Origin of the sequence: Alteromonas oceanisediminis, assembly GCF_018474025.1 — a bacterium.
In the GTDB taxonomy this organism is placed as follows: Bacteria; Pseudomonadota; Gammaproteobacteria; order Enterobacterales; family Alteromonadaceae; genus Alteromonas_E; species Alteromonas_E oceanisediminis.
Genome location: NZ_JAHCTA010000001.1, coordinates 532166 through 550772, shown reverse-complemented (window position 1 = coordinate 550772; position 18607 = coordinate 532166). Strand labels below are relative to the sequence as shown.

Below are 18607 nucleotides of genomic sequence, written 5' to 3'. Positions count from 1 at the left end.
TTTTATGTATATTCGTGGCAGACTTAATCTCAGGGCTTATTCGTTATGACGATGCTTCGACTTTCTGCCGCCGGTGCGGTTGTACTTCTCGGCACCGTGCTGACTGCGTGTTCTCCAGCACAGTCACCGGCTGACTCATCCTCTGATCAATCACCTTCAGGTACTAACTCAGTGAATCAATTTCCTCGACTTAAAGCGCTGGATATCCCCGCGCCCAGTGTGCCAGCGCGGCCAGCACAGGTAAACTATCATGGCCAATCGATTGAAGACCCTTACCAATGGCTGCGGGATGAAAGCTACCCTGACACCGACGATAAAGAAGTGCTGGATTATTTACATGCTGAGAATGACTACTTCAACGCCTTTCTAGCGCCTCATTCAGAACTGGTTGATACATTATTTGAAGAATTTAAAGGTCGTTTAGATGAAACGGAAACTTCGGTTCCCTTCGTGAAAAACGGTTACGAGTATCGCTGGAAATATCGAGCAGGCAATGAATATGTAACACGTATTCGCAAAAACCTTGAAACCGGCGAGGAGAGCGTATTTTTAGATGAGCAGGCGTTGTCAGAGGGCTATGACTATTTCCGTTTGCGCAGCTATGATATTTCACCTGACAATCGGCTGGTCGCTTACGCACTGGATACAGATGGTTCTGAGCGCCACACTATTATAGTTAAAGAGATAGAAACTGACACCGTGTTGCCATTGGATATTAGCAACGCGGGGCAATCAGTCGCCTTCTCCAAAGATGGTAAGGGCGTGATCTACAGCCAACTGAACAGCGAACGCTGGCACGTTGAGTCTGTCAATCTGCGTCGCATCGCCCCAGAAGCGGGAGAAGCTGCAGACACTGTGTTATTTAAAGAAGACGACAACGCGTATTTTCTGGGCGCATCTCATTCATCAGACGGTCAATGGTTAATTAAAACCTCCGGTCGCCATCAAAACAATGACGTTGAGCTATTGCCCGCCTACGATCTTGGCGCAGAGCCTATTGTGGTGGTCAGCAAAGCGGATAATGTCATGGCGTCTGTTGATACCGCCGGGGATAGCCTGTACTTACTCACGAACGACAGCCACGTTAATTTCCGACTGGCGCGCGCAACACTTAATGATGCTGAAACGCCAGTCGGTGATAAGTCACAATGGCAAACTCTGGTTGAAGGCCGTGACAGCCACTACTTAATGGGTATGCAAACCTTCAGCGACTTCATTGTGCTGTCGCTGCGCGAGAACGGGCAGGATCGTATCCAATTGATGGAGCATGATGGCACCTTACGTCAACAAGTCGAGTTTAGTGAGTCGGTGTACACGGCTGAGATTGATCACAATCCCGAGTTTGACCAACAACACGTGCGCTTGTACTACGAGTCGATGATTACGCCCGAGACGATTTACGACTTTTCGCTAGAGACTACCGAACTTGTCGAGCGCAAGAAGCAACATATCCCTTCGGGCTACGACAAATCCAACTACCGTACTGAACGGCTTATGGCGCCAGCGCGCGATGGCGTTCAGGTGCCTATTTCAATTGTGTATCACAAAGATTTTGAGAAAAACGGCAAATCGCCGTTGTCACTTTATGCATACGGTGCATACGGTAGCGGGTTATCGCCAACCTTCAAAACTGAAAGGCTAAGCCTGCTGGATCGCGGTTTTGCATTTGCGATTGCACACGTGCGTGGCGGTGATGAGATGGGGTATCAGTGGTATCTGGATGGCAAAATGGACAAGCGCAAAAATGCCTTTACTGATTTTATTGATGTCGCTGATTACTTGATTGAACAAGGCTACACCGGCAAGGGCAATATCTCCATTTCAGGGCGCAGTGCGGGCGGCATGATGATGGGAGCGATGACCATTCAGGCACCCGACTACTGGCGCTCTGTGAATCTGGGTGTGCCGTTTGTTGATGTGCTTAACACTATGCTGGATGCCAGCCTACCGCTGACGCCGCCTGAGTGGCAGGAGTGGGGCAATCCGATTGAGAATAAATCAGAATTTGAGTACATCTTGTCTTATTCTCCCTACGATCAAATCACGGCGCGCGACTATCCGCCTATGCTCGTAACGGGAGGATTGAACGACCCACGGGTGACCTACTGGGAGCCCGCCAAATGGACGGCGCGCATGCGAGCCACCAAGACCGACAATAACCTGTTAGTAATGCGCATGAATATGGGCGCAGGGCACTTTGCTAACTCAGGTCGCTACGGCAAATTACGCGATAGCGCGGAAGAATACGCGTTTGAATTACTAGCGCACGGCATAGAACATTAGCGATTAACGCTACCCTAATACAGCGATTGATACGATAAGACAACGACAAGGAAAAGCCATAATGAACACACCTCGTACCGCTTTGGCAATGGCGCTGGCAACAGCGCTGATGGGCAGTTGCTTACAACCGGTTTATGCTGTGCAAAGTACAACGACAGCGCCGGTCGAAGCGGCATCTACCCACGAACAGCAGTCCGAAACTGAGCGCTTGAATGCTTGGTTTGAAGCGCAATACGAGCAACAGTTGCAGCAATCTCCTTTGCGCATGACAAGCCTAGGCCGCAAAGACCGCTACGGTGAAATCGATGATATGTCGGAAGCCGCGGCCGACGCTCAATTTGCCAAACTTGAGCAGAGTGTGACTGAAATGCAGAGCACTTTTGACTACAACAAGCTCACAGACGATGCGAAGATCTCATATGATTTGTGGATCTACGGCTACGAAACCGCTAAGGCGATGCGCCCTTACAGCCGCCGTAGCTATGTGTTTACCCAGATGTCGGGCGCGCAGAGTTCGTTACCTAATTTGCTGATCAACTTTCACAATGTGAGCAGTGAGCAAGATATACGCGATTACATCTCGCGCGTATCAGGTTTAGGTCGCGCGATATCGCAGCTACTCACGCGGGCCCAAGTTCATGCTGAGGAAGGAGTGCGCGCTCCATACTTTGCGTATGATGGCGTTATCGAACAGGCAACTAACTTAATCACTGGTGCTCCCTTTGCGCCAGACAGCGATACCGATGCGCCCCTCTACGCCGATGCCAAGCGCAAAATTGGTGCGCTTGAAGAGGCGGGTAATATAGATACCGCGACCGCACAGGCGTTAACCGCGTCAGTCGAACAAGCATTAATCAAAGACTTTGAGCCAGCCTATGCTCAGCTTATCGCGTGGATGCAGACCGACCGGGCGAATGTCAGCGAAGAAGCAACCGGTATGGGGGCGCTGCCTGACGGCGTTGCCGCCTACAATGCGGCGTTGCGCAGCAACACCACAACGGCGATGACCGCTGATGAAATTCACGCACTGGGGTTGGCTGAGGTAGCTCGCATTCGCGCTGAAATGGAAACCATCAAAGCTGACGTCGGGTTTGACGGTTCACTACAGGCGTTTTTTGATCTACTGAAAAGCTCAACTGACGATGAACGCTTTTACTACCCCAACACCGACGCAGGCCGACAAGGCTATTTAGACGATTCAACCGCTTACCTCGATTACATCAAAGACAAATTGCCAGAGTATTTTGGCCTATTACCCAAAGCGGACCTTGTGGTAAAACGCGTTGAAGCCTTTCGTGAGCAACCGGGGGCGGCTCAACACTATTACCCCGGAACGCCAGATGGTTCACGCGACGGTATTTACTATGCGCACCTTTCTGACATGACGGCGATGCCCAAAAATGAAATGGAAGCCATTGCCTATCATGAAGGTAACCCCGGCCATCATATGCAAATTTCAATTGCACAGGAGCTTACCGGTGTACCAACCTTCAGAACGCAGCAATTCTTTACCGCGTACATCGAAGGATGGGCCCTCTATTCTGAATTACTGGCAAAGGAGATGGGCGCATATCAAAATCCATACTCTGACTTTGGCCGGTTGGTCACAGAAATATGGCGCGCGATTCGGTTGGTGGTCGATACAGGGTTACATGCCAAAGGCTGGACAGAGCAACAAGCGATTGACTATTTTAAACAAAACTCGCCGATCGCCGAAGACGCAGTACGCTCTGAGGTGCGCCGCTATCTGGTCTGGCCCGGTCAAGCCACGGCATACAAAATCGGTATGCTAAAAATACTTGAGCTGCGAGAAAAAGCACAACGTGCTTTGGGCGATCAATTCGATATTCGAGGTTTCCACGATGTTGTGCTCGGTGGCGGTGCCGTGCCTATGCCAATCTTGGAGCGCATGGTCGACGACTGGATAGCGCACGAAAAAGCGAAATCAGCCTAACCACTAAAGCGATTTACAAAAAGCGCAGACAAGGGCTCATCCACCAATGAGCCCTTGTCATCACGAAACCGCCACGTTGATGACGTAACCATAGGGCAAACAATCGCCTTTTGGGCTTTAACAACAGTCTGAAGAGCTAGGGAAGAGGTGATATCGTTATGATGCTCCATCGCCCGATACGCACATCAAATCTCACTCCGCAAGCTGGTATTGTCAGCGCGATCCTGCACCATCTACAACGAAACTATCGTTATGATGTATCGGCCGATGCCTTTGGGAATTGGTCGGGGAACTCTATCGTTAGGCAATCGATAAACCAACCAGAGCCTCGATTTACTGGCACCATAGACACATCAAAACTAGATGCAAAATTAGCGCAACAGTTTGGTAGTGACTTTGATAAGGCGACTGACAACCAAATAAGTCAGATAGCCGAGCAAACCGCGACAAACTTGACTGATACTGTCGTGATACCTGAGACAAATTTTGCAGATATCACAACGTTTGCGAATTCTAATGCAGGTGTCAATTTAGCGCTGTCATCAGTAGCGCAAAGTAATCAGTTGAATCGTCGTTTGGGTGAGCAAGCTCTGTCTGTAAGAAATGCGCAAGCTCTAATTGGCGCAACTCAAGTACAAGATACTATTCGTGCGCCACGAGAGACTGATCCCATTGCAGCAGCGGATGCGCTAGCAAGAACTTCTTCGACTAGAAGTGCTCCGGGGCCGTGGAGTGATGGCTATGTATTTCCAAATACCAAATACCAAAGAGCGAAGCGCTTGGGATATCACAAAAGATGTAGTTGGTAATTCATTTGAGATATATGGAAACGCATTCGAACGGATTTATGAAGCAGGCGCGGATTTATTAACACTAGAGCATCAAAACAGTCAACCCATCCGCTCCAACACACTTTCTTTCGGAGGACTAAGTACTTTTAGAGATGTACTTGGAGGCAGTGTAAACGTTAACGTTGGTGTTCAGAGCGATGGTACGATCGGTTGGGCAGCATCTGGTGATGGATATCTTCAGGCTAGCGAACAGCACTTCAAACAAGGCAGTTTCAAGCTTGGTGCTGATGTTGCTTTACTGAATTGGGAAGGCGTTAACAGGGAAGCTACACTTAAAAATATCTTTAGCGGTTACTCCACTAATACCGATTACGACCTTACAGCCTTTAAATATGACATAGGGTGGAAGGAGTCATCAGCATGGGTCGATAAGCCATTTATTTCACCGTTAGCAGTAGAAGGCTCAGGTCCAAGACTTGGGGTTGATTTATTTGGTCGTAGCGACAAATACCGATTCCCATTTGAAGTTTCTACAGGTATTGGTCATCAAATTGGTAACGAGGTAAATACATATGACGCTGGAGTTGCAGGTCGTTGGTTGTATTGGTTCACGAGGCAGTAATGATCTATGACGTCTTAGCAGAATGTGAAATGTGGGAAACCTTTAGGTTGGTGTTAGCACCAGCCTTAGGGCTGATTTATTATCTATTTTTACCTAAGTTAAAAAGGAGCTTAGAAAAACATAAACTTATTGTTCTCAATGTATTTATTACGGTTTGGGTTATAGCAATATTCCTTAGTTACCTAAATGCTGTAGAGAGAAATCAAGAACTAAATGCCTTAAAGCTAGATTATAGGGAAAACAACTACCAATCTGCTCAAGGAACAATCCACATAGAAATATATAAAAATGATGGGTTAGATCGATTTACAATCGATGGACAAAGCTTTTTAAGAATTGACCCACATAAACAGATACCTCAGCATGGCTGTTGGAAAGGATTCGTGACTAAGCAGGAACACCTTGATGGGAAGTATGTGAAAATGGATTTTATAAACTTCCAAAGATGGGTATCACCACCATTAGATATGGGTGAAGAAAAGCTTGTTCAGATATGTATCTTACGGCTTGAGATTATAAATCAATCATAAGCGGAGATTTACTATGTAGCGGCCGATGCCTTTGGCAATGCGTTGGGGAACTTCATCGATAACGCTGGGTAGCCTACACCGGGCGCCGTCGATACTGCGAAATCTGAAAAGCCGCTACAGGCAGGTCAAACGGCTTAGTTAGTCACAACATGACGCTGACAGCAATCTGACTGCCAGTCACCAAGAAATGGTTACCGAAAAACACGGGGCAGCCTAAAAAACACCATGTGTTTTACCCTCGTGCAAAAAATTCAAATTACGTTGGTGAAGATAAAACGGTCGGTTATGTTAACCGCTTGGTCTCGTTCAAAAAAACAGGGTGTATCGTTTATATAGTGAACGATAAATGGTGTGCGTGCGATACGCCTACATGTATGACATGTAAAACGGGTGGCAAAATGTTATCTCTTAGACTCTCAAATGATGCAGAAAGCCGATTGGCAAAGCTTGCAGAAAGTACTGGCCGTTACGAAGTCGTTTTATGCCAAAAAAGCGATCATGAAGTATCTGGATGAAATGGAAGATACCTCCATCGCCATTGACCGCGTAGAGCGTCCTGGTAAACGCATCTCAATGGCCGATGTGGGTGATTGAATGGAACGAACGTGTATGACTAAGTTGCCGGTTATCGTATTTACATGCAAACGCATTCTACATACGGAATTCCCATCACATAGATTGCTTGCTTCATCTCATTTCTGCTTTATCTTTCCCCAACACGACTACTACCGAACATTCACACTGGTGTGACTGGCCTGCTGTTCGATGGGCGGCATAAAAGACTTGGCGAGAGTTTTGTTCACACGCCACTACACACCGGCTTAAAAAAGGAAAAGTCATGAGAAGCGTTTTATCGGTTAGTGTCGTTTTTGGGGCAATATTGTCATTCAGTGCCGTCGCGCAATTAGCCACGACCAAAATCACTGAAAATGTCATCTTGGTCAAATCCAGCGGTTCCAATACAAACATTGGCTTAATACAGACTTCGCAGGGCAATGTTGTGGTGGATCCTGTGCCGGGCGCAGCACATTTAGATGCACTGAATGTACTGGCGAAGGAGCATTTTGGCGGTTCAGTGGATTTAATTCTCAATACCCATCAGCACCGTGATCACAGCGGCGGAAACGACTATTTTATAGAGCGTGGCGGCAAACTTATCTCACAGGATAATACGTTAGATAGTGTGCAGATCCTCACCGTGAAAGCTCACTCAGCTGAAGACAACATTATTTGTCACTCCGACAGCAATGTAATATTCGTTGGCGATATTTATGACACTAGCTGGCACCCAACGTTTTGGGCGGGAGGACGCGCCGGTTTCAGCGCCGCAGTGAGTAAAATTTTGGAGATAGGTAATGATCAAACGCTGATAGTGCCCGGCCATGGTGAACCATCATCTAAAAAACAGCTGACAGAATTTCTGGGGGCAACGTTGGATTGGGTCGCTCATGTCGAACAGCTACACCGTGAAGGGAAAACGGTCAAAGAGATCCAGACTGCAGCCAAGACCCGTGAGATCTTAGAGCGATTTAACGTTGAAAATAAATCGCCGTTTTTACCTCAAGGTTCGATCACGACCTTTATCAATCGAACGCTTCAGGTCATTGAAAATGAGATCAGGCCCACGCCGTAGTGGGGGCTTGAGCACATTGAATCCATACCCCAGCAGAACCTTAGCTTCGCGTTATTGACGTAACTCGCGGCGCAGAATTTTACCCACGGTGGATTTGGGCAGTTCATCAATCACGTGTACTTCTTTAGGAACCTTATAACCGGTTAATTGTTCTTTGCAGAATGCGCGAACCTGATCTTTATCAATCGGGTTTGCGACGGTCACATAAGCACATACGCGCTCGCCACTTTTCTCATCAGGCGCACCGACCACGGCGGCTTCAACAATATCCGGGTGAGACGTGAGTACATTTTCTATTTCATTCGGGTACACATTAAAGCCAGACACGATGATCATGTCTTTAAGCCTATCGACAATCTTGATCGCGCCGTCTGGCAAGCGGATACCGATGTCGCCGGTTTTAAAGTAGCCGTCAGAGGTCATTACCTCTGCGGTCGCGTCATCTCGTTGCCAGTAACCGAGCATCACCTGCGGGCCTTTCACAGCAATTTGCCCTTCATCACCGTCTGCAACCGGCTGGTCGTTTTTGTCCAGAAGCTTTACCTCGGTACTCATCAGCGGAAAGCCAATAGTGCCAATCTGTTCGTGACCCGGCTGGTTGAATGTGACCACGGGCGCGGTCTCTGATAAACCATAACCTTCGGTTATGCTGCAACCCGTGGTCTGCTGCCAGATATCCACCGCCGCAGACGTTAACGCGGTGCCACCGGATAAGGTGAGTTTTAAGGCGCTGAAATCAAGCTTCTTAAACTCGGGGTGCTGGCTGAGGCCAACAAACAACGTATTGATCCCGGCGAAGGTCGTAAATTTGTGTGGCTTGAGCGCATTGATAAACGCATCTGGATCGCGCGGGTTTGGAATTAGCACGGTGAGACAGCCTTTGGCAAAGAACGTCATCATGCATACAGTGAAGGCATAAATGTGATACAGCGGTAGCGGACACACCACGATTTCTTCGCCAGAGCGGAAGCTATCACCCAGTCGATCCAGTGTTTGTACACTGTTACTCAGCACATTGGCGTGAGATAAGGCTGCGCCTTTAGAGAGCCCGGTGGTGCCGCCTGTGTATTGCAGCATGCACAAGGTGTCTAACGTGACTTCGGGTCGTGCGAATTCAGCGCAGCTTTTGCCTTGCTTGATGGCACCGGTCAATGAAATGTAACTTGGATGCTGGGGCGCACTGTCGGGTTGTAAAAACTCCGTTGCCGAGGTGATGACCACGGTATCAATCGTGGTGTTCTCAATGACCTTTTCAAGATTTGGTAACAAGTCACTTAAAATAACGATGGCTTTAGCGCCAGAGTCGCTGAACTGGTGCTGCATCTCTCGCGGCGTGTAAAGCGGGTTGGTATTCACGACCACCAATCCGGCACGAAGCGCGGCATACACAGCCACAGGGTTTTGCAATAAATTGGGTAGCTGAATGGCGATACGATCACCCGGTCTTAGGCCCGCCTCATGCTGAAACCAGTTCGCCAGTGCACGAGAGCGTGTTTCCAAGTCGGTAAAGGTGAACGTTTGGCCCAAAGCGCAATAGGCTGGAGCATCGGTGTAGGTTGAAAAAACGTGCTCAATATAATCAGGGAGAGAGCGAACGTCAGCAGGGAGAAGATCGGTATACATGGCGACTTTTCTTATGGTTTGGGACGACTCATCTCACCATATACGAAATCTGTTAACAATTCGATTACATTGATACTGATGTATGTTTTTGGCTGATAATGCGTGCGAAGACGTAACCGCCCATCAAGCCGGCTGCGCATTGAAATAAAAAGCCCAGTGTGCTGCGCGCGCCCGCAATCAAAGTGACATTCAATATAGGCTGCATCGCCAACAGCATCACTGCCATTGCAAACGCAGCAGCGAAAGGAAACAGCCAACGAGGAACCTGACCTACGTAGCGATTCACCCCAGTTAAGATAATAAAACCCATCAATAGCGCAAAGGCAATAGCGCCGCCATAGCTGGGGAGTAACCCGATGAAATCACTCAAGGTCATCGACACCCATTCGCTACTGGGAATAGCGATGTTCAAACGGCTTAACTCGTACAGCACAAACTGGCTATGGAAAACACTCGCCAGCGCAAAAGTCACGAGCGCAGCAATGATCCACGCCGCAATCCAGTGAAGTATCGGTTTCATCTTTTCGCCCTACAGCAACTTTGATAATAACACCATAGCGCTTACAATTTGTGAACACAATGACTAAGCTAATCCCACTTGGAATAAAAAAGGACCCATTATGCGGCCTATTGGTACATCGCTAAACCCACTAATCGCCCTGGTGCTTTTTGTATTTGTCGGCATCAGTAGCGCCGTCGCTCAACCTGTATTTCCGAATGTGACGGTCGAGACAGTGGCGACTGGCTTGCGCTCTCCTTGGGCACTCACTCAGTTGCCCGACGGGCAGTGGTTGATCAGTGAAAAGTCGGGGTCAATTGTGCTGCTCAGTGAAAACAATCAAAAGCAGTATTTAGGCGATGTGCCTCCAGATATCTATGTGGCGGGGCAAGGTGGTCTACTCGACATTGAGTTACATCCTGATTTTGCGCAAAACGGCTTTGTCTATATCACCTATGCTGCAGGAGAGCCGGATGCCAACTATCTCGCCATAGCCCGCGCAGTTTACGCGCAGGGAAGTCTAGCTGCATGGGAACGCCTGTTTTCAGTCAACTCATTGAAAGACACGCCTGTGCATTACGCCGGGCGACTGGCTTTTCTTGCTGATGGCAGTTTGTTAGTTAGCGTAGGGGACGGCTTCGATTACCGTGAAGACGCCCAGCGCAATACGTCGATGTTAGGAAAAATACTGCGCCTCAGTGACACGGGGGAGGCGCTAGCGGATAACCCGTTTTACACGGGAGCGGGCGGCCCTCAGGACTTCATTTACTCGTTAGGCCACCGTAATATGCAGGGGCTGGTTTACGATGCCAAAAACAATCAGGTGTTAGCTCATGAGCACGGCCCAGCAGGCGGTGATGAGATAAATGTGATCACGGCAGGGGCAAACTACGGTTGGCCAGTGGTGACCCGAGGCAAAGATTACTCTGGCGCTAACATCAGCCCGTTTGAAACGTATCCGGGTATGGTTGAGCCGATTGTGAATTGGACGCCATCAATCGCGCCGGCAGGCATGGTGCAATATCGCGGCGAAGAACTTGCGGAGTTGGATGGCGACTTACTGATCACCGCACTTAAACCACCCCATTTCCACTGGGTGCGTATACAAAACGGCGAACGACTTATTCAGAAACCGGTTGTGGGTAGCCTCGCTATGCGTTTGCGCGACGTTGCTGTAGGTCAGGGCGGCGCAGTGTACCTGTTGACCGATGGCGATGATGCATCACTTTTACGAATGACTTCAGCCGATTAGATTCCGCTAGTGAATATCGGCTATAATCAAACTATTAGCCCATTCTGATTTAATTTAAACCGCGAAAACGCTATACTTCGCGGGTTTTATTATCACCCGATCGCGCGAGTTATTATTCCGGCGGTCATAGCTCCAACCACGAGGACCAAAAAGTGTTAGAAGAGTATCGTAAACACGTTGACGAGCGTGCCGCTGAAGGCATTCCCCCGAAGCCGCTTAACGCTGAACAAGTTGCAGGACTGGTCGAATTATTAAAAAATCCCCCGGCAGGTGAAGAACAATATTTGCTTGAGCTTATCTCAGAGCGCGTTCCTCCTGGTGTTGATGAAGCTGCGTACGTGAAGGCGGGTTTCTTAAGTGCGATCGCGAAGGGCGAAGACAACAGCCCGTTGATCGACAAAGATGCCGCTGTGCAACTCCTCGGCAATATGCACGGTGGTTACAACATCGAAACTCTGGTTAGCTTGCTTGACGATAAAGAGCTTGCTGAGTTAGCAGCAGAAGAGCTTAAGCATACTATTTTGATGTTTGATGCGTTTCACGATGTGGAAGAAAAACACAAGGCGGGCAACGAGTTCGCGACTGATGTGATTAATTCGTGGGCAGAAGGCGAGTGGTTCACGTCACGCAACGACCTACCTGAGAAAATCACTGCGAGTGTGTTTAAAGTCACCGGTGAAACCAACACGGATGACTTGTCTCCTGCACCCGATGCGTGGTCGCGCCCCGATATTCCTCTGCATGCACGGGCAATGTACAAAATGACACGTGATGGACTGGAGCCTGAAAAACACGGCGAAGTAGGTCCACTGGCGCAAATTGAAGCGGTAAAAGCAAAAGGCCACCCCGTGGCATTTGTGGGTGACGTAGTGGGTACAGGCTCGTCGCGCAAATCAGCGACTAACAGCGTATTGTGGTTCTTCGGTGAAGACTTACCCGGTGTTCCAAACAAGCGTGGTGGCGGTATTTGTATCGGCAGTAAAGTCGCGCCAATTTTCTTCAATACCATGGAAGATGCCGGTGCATTAGTGTTTGAAGCTGATGTTGAAAAAATGGAAATGGGCGATGTTATCGACATTTTCCCATTGGATGGCAAAATCCAGAATGCTGAAACCGGCGAAGTATTGGCCGAGTATAGCTATAAATCTAAAGTATTACTTGATGAAGTGCGCGCGGGTGGCCGTATCAACTTAATCATTGGTCGTGGCTTAACCGAAAAAGCGCGTGAAGCGCTAGGCATGGGTGAAACCGATTTATTCCGTCGCCCAGAACAGCCAAATGATACGGGCAAAGGTTATACGCTGGCACAGAAAATGGTCGGCAAAGCGTGTGGCGTAGAAGGTATTCGTCCGGGCACGTATTGCGAACCCAAAATGACCACCGTGGGTAGTCAGGACACGACCGGCCCTATGACTCGCGATGAGTTGAAAGACTTAGCCTGCCTTGGTTTCACTGCAGACTTAACCATGCAGTCGTTCTGTCACACTGCGGCGTACCCTAAACCAGTAGATATCGACACTCAGCACACATTGCCTGATTTTATTATGAATCGTGGCGGCGTTTCATTGCGCCCCGGCGACGGTATTATTCACTCATGGCTCAACCGCATGCTTCTGCCTGATACTGTAGGTACAGGCGGTGATTCGCATACACGTTTCCCCATGGGTATTTCATTCCCAGCGGGTTCTGGCTTGGTGGCTTTCGCGGCCGCTACCGGAGTTATGCCGTTGGATATGCCTGAGTCTGTATTGGTGCGGTTTAAAGGAAAAATGCAACCGGGTATTACCCTGCGCGACCTCGTTCATGCAATCCCGTTATACGGTATCAAGCAAGGTCTGTTAACGGTTGCGAAGAAAGGCAAGATCAACGCGTTCTCAGGTCGTATTCTTGAAATCGAAGGGCTTGATCATCTCACCGTTGAACAAGCATTTGAATTGTCGGATGCGTCAGCAGAGCGCTCTGCGGCAGGTTGTACCATCAAACTGTCTGAAGAGTCGATTGCCGAATATTTACGTTCAAATATCACCATGCTGCGTTGGATGATCAACGAAGGCTATGGTGATCCACGCACCCTTGAGCGTCGCGCGCTGAAGATGGAAGAGTGGCTGGCCAACCCTGAATTGATGCAAGCGGATAAAGATGCAGAATATGCAGAAGTGATCGAGATCGATCTGAATGACATTAAAGAGCCAATTTTATGCTGCCCGAACGACCCGGATGACGCCAAAACGTTGTCGGAAGTTGCCGGTGATAAAGTTGATGAAGTGTTTATCGGCTCGTGCATGACCAATATCGGTCACTTCCGTGCGGCGGGTAAACTGCTGGAGCAATTCAGTGGTACATTGCCAACGCGCTTGTGGATCTCTCCTCCTACCAAGATGGATCAGGCACAATTAATGGAAGAGGGTTACTACAATATTTATGGCCGTGCTGGTGTTCGTACTGAAATGCCAGGGTGTTCGCTGTGTATGGGTAATCAGGCGCGCGTGCTGGCAGGTGCAACGGTGTTGTCAACGTCGACGCGTAATTTCCCGAACCGTTTGGGTGATGGCGCGAATGTTTACTTGTGCTCGGCTGAACTGGCCGCTGTGGGTGCGATTGTTGGCCGGGTGCCAACCACAGAAGAGTACATGCAATACGCCAGTAAGATTGAATCAATGAGTGCTGAAGTGTTTAAATACTTAAACTTTGATCGAATGGATGTGTTTAAGAAAGCGGAAGAGAACGCGAAAGCGAAGATCATCCCAACGCTAAACGTCGCCTGATTCAGCTAGCTGAATGACAAAACCGGGCCTTCGTTGAAGCGCCCGGTTTTTTTATGGGAGAAATGTATGGTTAAGCAGGTTAAATACTCGTCAGCAGCATTGCTTTGCTGGGGGCTTTTTGTCACTCTGTTGTGCTTCAGCGCTGTTGGCCAGAGTATCGAAGCGGATATCGAGTTTGGTCGCGCTGTCGTTGAGGTCAATGATATTCAGTTGGACGTGGAGTATGCATCGACCTACGCACAGCGGGCACGTGGTTTGATGGATCGCGCTGAGCTGTGTGGCGATTGCGGTATGTTATTTGAATTTGAGTCGGCACGAATGGCCGGTTTCTGGATGAAAAATACACTGATTCCACTGGACATAGCTTATATTGACAGTCGCGGCATCATTGTAGACATTAAGCCTTTGCAGCCATTGGATTTGACCTCAGTGCCATCGTCTAAGCCCGTGCTTCATGCGCTGGAAATGAATCAAGGCTGGTTTGCCGCCAATCAGGTCAGCGAGGGAGACACCCTCACGGTATTACAGCGCTTTAGCGCCCAAGAATTGAAAGAAGGAGTCAGAGTCAGTGAGTAAGGCCATCAATATCGCCAAATTTGGCGGCACCAGTGTGGCGAATTTCGACGCCATTTCAAATTGTGCGAACATTGTAAAGCATAATCCCGAAACACGCGTGATGGTTGTCAGTGCGGCGGCTGGAGTGACTAATTTGCTGGTAGAGTTGGCATTTAGTCCCTTAACGCAGGCACAAATTGCCGAAACGTGCGAAAAAATCAGGCGCATCGAGCATGCAATATTAGCACGCCTTGATGCATCAGAAGCCGTGTCCGATAAGCTGGAAGCGCTGCTGGCAGAAATTGAATCACTAGCGTGCCACGAAGAGATTTTACATCGCGATGATTTAAAAGATGAATTGATGTCAATGGGCGAGCGCATGTCGTCTTTGCTGTGCACTGAAGTGCTAAAGCAACAGGGCGTGAACGCACTTAATTTTGATATACGCAAAGTGTTGGTGACTGACAGCACGTTTGGAGAGGGCGTACCTCAGCTAGATTTGATTGCGCAGCGCGCAGCAGAAGTATTAACACCAGAGTTAACTGAGCATGTGGTGGTTACGCAGGGCTTCGTGGGTGCCGATATTCATGGCAATACAACCACGCTAGGGCGAGGCGGTTCTGACTTTACCGCTGCGCTGATTGCTGAAGCGCTTGATGCAAAAAGCTGTGAAATCTGGACTGATGTCATCGGCGTTTATACCACCGACCCTCGCATCACCAAAGCGGCGAAACCACTACCTGAACTCAGCTTTGAAGAAGCCGCCGAGATGGCGACCTTTGGCGCGAAAGTGCTGCACCCAGCGACTATGGAGCCGGCGCTTAGACGTGATATTCCAGTATTTGTAGGCTCTAGCCGGGAACCCGAAAAAGGCGGAACGTGGATTGTTAAAGATTGTCAGCATGAGCCTGCGTACCGTGCAATAACCCGCCGTTCACAACAGGTAATGGTGACGGTGAAAACGCCACAAATGATGTACGCTCAAGGTTACCTTGAACGTGTGTTTGGCATCATTGCGCAACACAAGCTATCCGTCGACCTGGTGACAACATCAGAAATCGCGATTTCATTTACGCTGGACAACCCGCCTAACTCAGTGGCAGAACGCTTGAATAAAGCAACCATTGCTGACCTTGAAGCCATGAGCGAAGTGACGGTTGAAAAAGGCTTTGATTTGGTGACGGTGGTCGGCAATCACATGCAATCAGCCAAGGGCGTGTCGAGCCGAATATTTAATGCGGTGAGCGATTTCAACGTGCGCATGATTTGCTTTGGTGCGAATCCACACAACATGAGCTTTCTGGTGAATGAAGCAGACAGCGCAAACGTTGTCACCGCCCTGCACAGAGATTTGTTTGAGTAGGCAGACTGATGAAGAATATCAATATATTGGTGGTGGACGACGATGTTGTCACACTGGAACTGGTCACCCTTGTACTTGCCGATTACACCGAGGGGCAGGTACACACCTTTACTAAAAGTACGGATGCCATTCGTGCGATTGAAGAAGCGGGTGCGTTTGAATATCAGTTAGTGATCAGCGACCTGATGATGCCTGAAAAAGATGGGCTGGATGTATTGGCAGCGCTAAACGGCGCTGTTTTGGATGCAAAGTTTCTGATGCTTACCGGCAACGCCACCCGTGAAAAAGTGTTAGAAGCACGCAAATTAGGAGCCGATGCTTTTATCGCAAAGCCATTTGCCACTCAGGACTTGCTCGATAAACTCGATGACATAGTAGATTAGGAGAATCATGAACTTCGACAGTTGCCCGGACCGCGCCAACACCGATGCCTTCAAGTGGAAAAAATACGCAGGAACCGACATTTTACCCATGTGGGTTGCCGACATGGAGTTCACCTGTGCCCCATCAATCTTATCCGCTCTGCGCGGTGAAATTGACCATGGGGTACTCGGCTACACCTTACCCAGCCAGCATACCGGCGCGAATCAAGCGGTAAAGCATTGGTTGAAACAGCAGCACCAGTGGGATGTGGAGACAGACTGGATCGTGTGGATGCCAGGTGTAGTGCCGGCGTTTAACGCGGCCTGCAAAGCGTTGTGTCATGCAGGTGACAATGTGATTGTACAAACGCCAAACTACCCACCTTTGTTAGCCGCGCCAGCTTTGCATGGTTTAAACCGCTTAACGGTAGATTGTGTGTTAGAAGATGGCCGCTTCACGCTGGACTTTGACGCTCTCGAACGCCACGCCGCACTGCCAGAAACGAAGCTATTTATTTTATGTAACCCAATGAATCCTGTTGGCAGCGTATTAACTCAAGCTGAGTTAGACAGAGTCGCAACGATTTGCACAGCCCACGATGTGGTGGTGTGCTCGGACGAAATACATTGCGATTTGGTCTTGTCGGAAAACGCTAAACATCTGCCTGCGGGAAATCATTCAGCGTTGCACGAACATAGCATTACGTTGATGGCGGCGAGTAAAACGTTCAATGTTGCGGGTTTAGGTGCCGCGTTTGCCATTATTCCAAACCGACAACTGCGCGCCCGCTTTAATCGCGCTTCGCAGGGTATGATCCCGTGGGTGAATATTTTGGGTTTAGTGGCTACCGAAGCGGCGTTTACCCAAGCCGAGCAATGGCATCATGAGGTGCTCCAGTATTTGCGCGGGAATCGCGATTATTTGGTCAAGCAGATTAATCAGATTGACGGCCTGAGCGCCGTGACCCCCGAAGCGACATTTTTACTGTGGGTTGAGGCCAGTGGTTTAGGGGTGAATGACACTCAAGCATGGTGTGAATCACGCGGTGTGGGCCCGTCGCCTGGGGCTGATTTTGGTCAGGCCAGCGGGTTTAGAATTAACTTTGGTTGCCCGCGAGCACAGCTTGAAACCGCAATACGACGATTAAAAAACGCCGATGAGTTTGCGCAAGCCCAGCAGCAAAGTAAATAATACAATCGCACCGCCTACGACGTTCATCAGCATGTGGTTGCGGTGTTGCCCCAAGCGGTTTTTGTCATTCATCACCATGATCAGGAATAAGGCCACAAAGGGCAGTAAAAGCCCATTGGTGGCTTGAGCGAACAACATCGCTGCCAGCGGTTTGAAGCCTATGCTGGCAACGATGGCACCACACAGCAATACCAGTAGCCACACAAATCGAAAAGGTGTGGTGTGGATTGCGGTGGATAATCCAAACGCGCCACATACCGCATAAGCGGCAGCCAGTGGTGCGGTTATCGCGCTGGTGAGTCCGGCGGCGAATAAGCCAACGGCAAATATATCGGCTGCACCGTCGCCCAGCAATGGTTGAAGCTGCGCGGCAATGTTGCTGGCACTGAGTGTGGTTCCGGTGGCATAAAATGCACCGGTCGCTGTGGTTAGGATAGCCAGCGTGATAAAACCGCCACACGTAATCGCGATGGCACTGGAGCGGCGTTGCGCGTTAAGTTCAGCGTGCATGTCGCCTGAGTACTGGCTCACGACACTGGCGTGAAGAAATAAGTTGTAGGGGACAATGGTGGTACCAATCAAAGCCAGCACGATGGTAAAGGTGGCAGCGTCAAAGCGTGGGCTGAGTGCGTTGCTAAGCAATACATTCCAGTCTGGACTGGCAACGATGGCAGTAGCAATAAAAATGAAACTCATGATCGCGACCAACAGAAGCAGTGTTTTTTCTATTAGCTTATAGCCGCCAAACCACAGCAACAAAGCCGAAATCATCGATAACGTGACCACCCACACCGGCATTCCCACGCCCGTGAGTTGCGACAGACCCAAAGCGGCACCGGTGAGATTACCGCCTTCATACGCTGCATTGCCGATGCCGATAGCGCCAACAATTAACAGGCTAAACCCCCAGCGGACGGCGGGTGCTTTTACACTGTTTTTTAGGGCTTCAGCTAAGCCAGAACGAGTCACAACGCCAAGCCGCACGGTCATATCTTGAAGCACCAGAGTGGCGACAATTGAAAACAGCAGCGCCCACAATACACTGTAACCAAATTCTGCACCGGCGATACTTGCTGTCGTTACCGTGCCAGGGCCAATAAAGGCGGCAGCAATAAGCCATCCTGCGTGTTTGTTTGTGCCTTTTTGTGCCATGCTGTGTTCATCTTGATCGTCGTGGTGGAAG

General features: G+C 49.4%; 16 protein-coding genes. 13 read left to right on the top strand and 3 right to left on the bottom strand.

What is annotated here, in order from left to right:
* Positions 1–45 precede the first annotated feature (45 nt).
* The 7 genes from KIU71_RS02555 to KIU71_RS02525 all read left to right on the top strand — a co-directional run bounded on the left by KIU71_RS02555 (position 46) and on the right by KIU71_RS02525 (position 7813).
* Positions 46–2283 (top strand): S9 family peptidase, encoded by a 2238-nt coding sequence (locus KIU71_RS02555; RefSeq protein WP_250207184.1) that lies wholly within the window; start codon positions 46–48, stop codon positions 2281–2283.
* Positions 2284–2344: 61 nt separating this feature from the next.
* Positions 2345–4237 carry a DUF885 domain-containing protein gene (locus tag KIU71_RS02550; RefSeq protein WP_214129584.1) on the top strand — a complete coding sequence of 631 codons (1893 nt, stop codon included), beginning with the start codon at positions 2345–2347 and terminating at the stop codon, positions 4235–4237.
* A 158-nt stretch (positions 4238–4395) separates the two neighbouring features.
* Positions 4396–5046, top strand: a complete 651-nt coding sequence (locus tag KIU71_RS02545; RefSeq protein ID WP_214129583.1) for a hypothetical protein — start codon at positions 4396–4398, stop codon at positions 5044–5046.
* Positions 4979–5650: a hypothetical protein gene (locus tag KIU71_RS02540; protein ID WP_214129582.1), complete on the top strand. Its 672-nt coding sequence runs from the start codon at positions 4979–4981 to the stop codon at positions 5648–5650. The genes KIU71_RS02545 and KIU71_RS02540 overlap by 68 nt, the downstream gene beginning before the upstream one ends.
* On the top strand, positions 5650–6180 hold the full coding sequence (locus KIU71_RS02535) for a hypothetical protein (RefSeq protein WP_214129581.1): 531 nt from the start codon (positions 5650–5652) through the stop codon (positions 6178–6180). The genes KIU71_RS02540 and KIU71_RS02535 overlap by 1 nt, the downstream gene beginning before the upstream one ends.
* Before the next feature lie 420 nt (positions 6181–6600).
* The gene (locus KIU71_RS02530) at positions 6601–6774 is read left to right on the top strand and encodes a hypothetical protein (RefSeq protein ID WP_214129580.1); all 174 of its coding nucleotides are present in this window, start codon (positions 6601–6603) and stop codon (positions 6772–6774) included.
* Positions 6775–7018: 244 nt separating this feature from the next.
* A complete protein-coding gene (locus KIU71_RS02525) occupies positions 7019–7813 on the top strand; it encodes an MBL fold metallo-hydrolase (protein WP_214129579.1) in 795 nt (264 codons plus the stop codon).
* Positions 7814–7864: 51 nt separating this feature from the next.
* On the opposite strand, the gene KIU71_RS02520 is transcribed toward KIU71_RS02525, so the two are convergent.
* Positions 7865–9436, bottom strand: a complete 1572-nt coding sequence (locus tag KIU71_RS02520; RefSeq protein WP_214129578.1) for an AMP-binding protein — start codon at positions 9434–9436, stop codon at positions 7865–7867.
* Positions 9437–9500: 64 nt separating this feature from the next.
* Positions 9501–9956, bottom strand: a complete 456-nt coding sequence (locus KIU71_RS02515; RefSeq protein WP_214129577.1) for a hypothetical protein — start codon at positions 9954–9956, stop codon at positions 9501–9503.
* A 100-nt stretch (positions 9957–10056) separates the two neighbouring features.
* Between KIU71_RS02515 and KIU71_RS02510 the strand changes: the two genes are divergently transcribed.
* From KIU71_RS02510 to KIU71_RS02485, 6 genes are all read left to right on the top strand, one after another.
* The gene (locus tag KIU71_RS02510; RefSeq protein WP_214129576.1) at positions 10057–11187 is read left to right on the top strand and encodes a PQQ-dependent sugar dehydrogenase; all 1131 of its coding nucleotides are present in this window, start codon (positions 10057–10059) and stop codon (positions 11185–11187) included.
* A 152-nt stretch (positions 11188–11339) separates the two neighbouring features.
* Positions 11340–13952, top strand: coding sequence for a bifunctional aconitate hydratase 2/2-methylisocitrate dehydratase (acnB, locus tag KIU71_RS02505; RefSeq protein ID WP_214129575.1), 2613 nt, complete (start codon positions 11340–11342; stop codon positions 13950–13952).
* A gap of 66 nt (positions 13953–14018) precedes the next feature.
* Positions 14019–14528, top strand: a complete 510-nt coding sequence (locus KIU71_RS02500; RefSeq protein WP_214129574.1) for a DUF192 domain-containing protein — start codon at positions 14019–14021, stop codon at positions 14526–14528.
* Positions 14521–15870, top strand: a complete 1350-nt coding sequence (gene lysC / locus KIU71_RS02495; RefSeq protein ID WP_214129573.1) for a lysine-sensitive aspartokinase 3 — start codon at positions 14521–14523, stop codon at positions 15868–15870. The genes KIU71_RS02500 and lysC overlap by 8 nt, the downstream gene beginning before the upstream one ends.
* 8 nt (positions 15871–15878) lie before the next feature.
* Entirely contained in the window at positions 15879–16253 is a 375-nt protein-coding gene (locus tag KIU71_RS02490) for a response regulator (protein WP_214129572.1), read from the top strand.
* Positions 16254–16260: 7 nt separating this feature from the next.
* Positions 16261–17424, top strand: a complete 1164-nt coding sequence (locus KIU71_RS02485; protein ID WP_214129571.1) for a MalY/PatB family protein — start codon at positions 16261–16263, stop codon at positions 17422–17424.
* On the opposite strand, the gene KIU71_RS02480 is transcribed toward KIU71_RS02485, so the two are convergent.
* Positions 17377–18576: an Nramp family divalent metal transporter gene (locus KIU71_RS02480; RefSeq protein ID WP_214129570.1), complete on the bottom strand. Its 1200-nt coding sequence runs from the start codon at positions 18574–18576 to the stop codon at positions 17377–17379. The two genes, KIU71_RS02485 and KIU71_RS02480, sit on opposite strands and share 48 nt — an antisense overlap.
* Between the last annotated feature and the right edge of the window lie 31 nt (positions 18577–18607).

Coding starts and splice junctions, on each gene's coding strand:
- KIU71_RS02525 (WP_214129579.1), top strand. CDS start 7,019: ATGAGAAGCGTTTTATCGGTTAGTGTCGTTTTTGGGGCAATATTGTCA.
- KIU71_RS02510 (WP_214129576.1), top strand. CDS start 10,057: ATGCGGCCTATTGGTACATCGCTAAACCCACTAATCGCCCTGGTGCTT.
- KIU71_RS02535 (WP_214129581.1), top strand. CDS start 5,650: ATGATCTATGACGTCTTAGCAGAATGTGAAATGTGGGAAACCTTTAGG.
- KIU71_RS02500 (WP_214129574.1), top strand. CDS start 14,019: ATGGTTAAGCAGGTTAAATACTCGTCAGCAGCATTGCTTTGCTGGGGG.
- KIU71_RS02545 (WP_214129583.1), top strand. CDS start 4,396: ATGATGCTCCATCGCCCGATACGCACATCAAATCTCACTCCGCAAGCT.
- KIU71_RS02515 (WP_214129577.1), bottom strand. CDS start 9,956: ATGAAACCGATACTTCACTGGATTGCGGCGTGGATCATTGCTGCGCTC.
- KIU71_RS02550 (WP_214129584.1), top strand. CDS start 2,345: ATGAACACACCTCGTACCGCTTTGGCAATGGCGCTGGCAACAGCGCTG.
- KIU71_RS02540 (WP_214129582.1), top strand. CDS start 4,979: ATGTATTTCCAAATACCAAATACCAAAGAGCGAAGCGCTTGGGATATC.
- KIU71_RS02480 (WP_214129570.1), bottom strand. CDS start 18,576: ATGGCACAAAAAGGCACAAACAAACACGCAGGATGGCTTATTGCTGCC.
- KIU71_RS02555 (WP_250207184.1), top strand. CDS start 46: ATGACGATGCTTCGACTTTCTGCCGCCGGTGCGGTTGTACTTCTCGGC.
- KIU71_RS02490 (WP_214129572.1), top strand. CDS start 15,879: ATGAAGAATATCAATATATTGGTGGTGGACGACGATGTTGTCACACTG.
- KIU71_RS02520 (WP_214129578.1), bottom strand. CDS start 9,436: ATGTATACCGATCTTCTCCCTGCTGACGTTCGCTCTCTCCCTGATTAT.
- KIU71_RS02485 (WP_214129571.1), top strand. CDS start 16,261: ATGAACTTCGACAGTTGCCCGGACCGCGCCAACACCGATGCCTTCAAG.
- KIU71_RS02530 (WP_214129580.1), top strand. CDS start 6,601: ATGATGCAGAAAGCCGATTGGCAAAGCTTGCAGAAAGTACTGGCCGTT.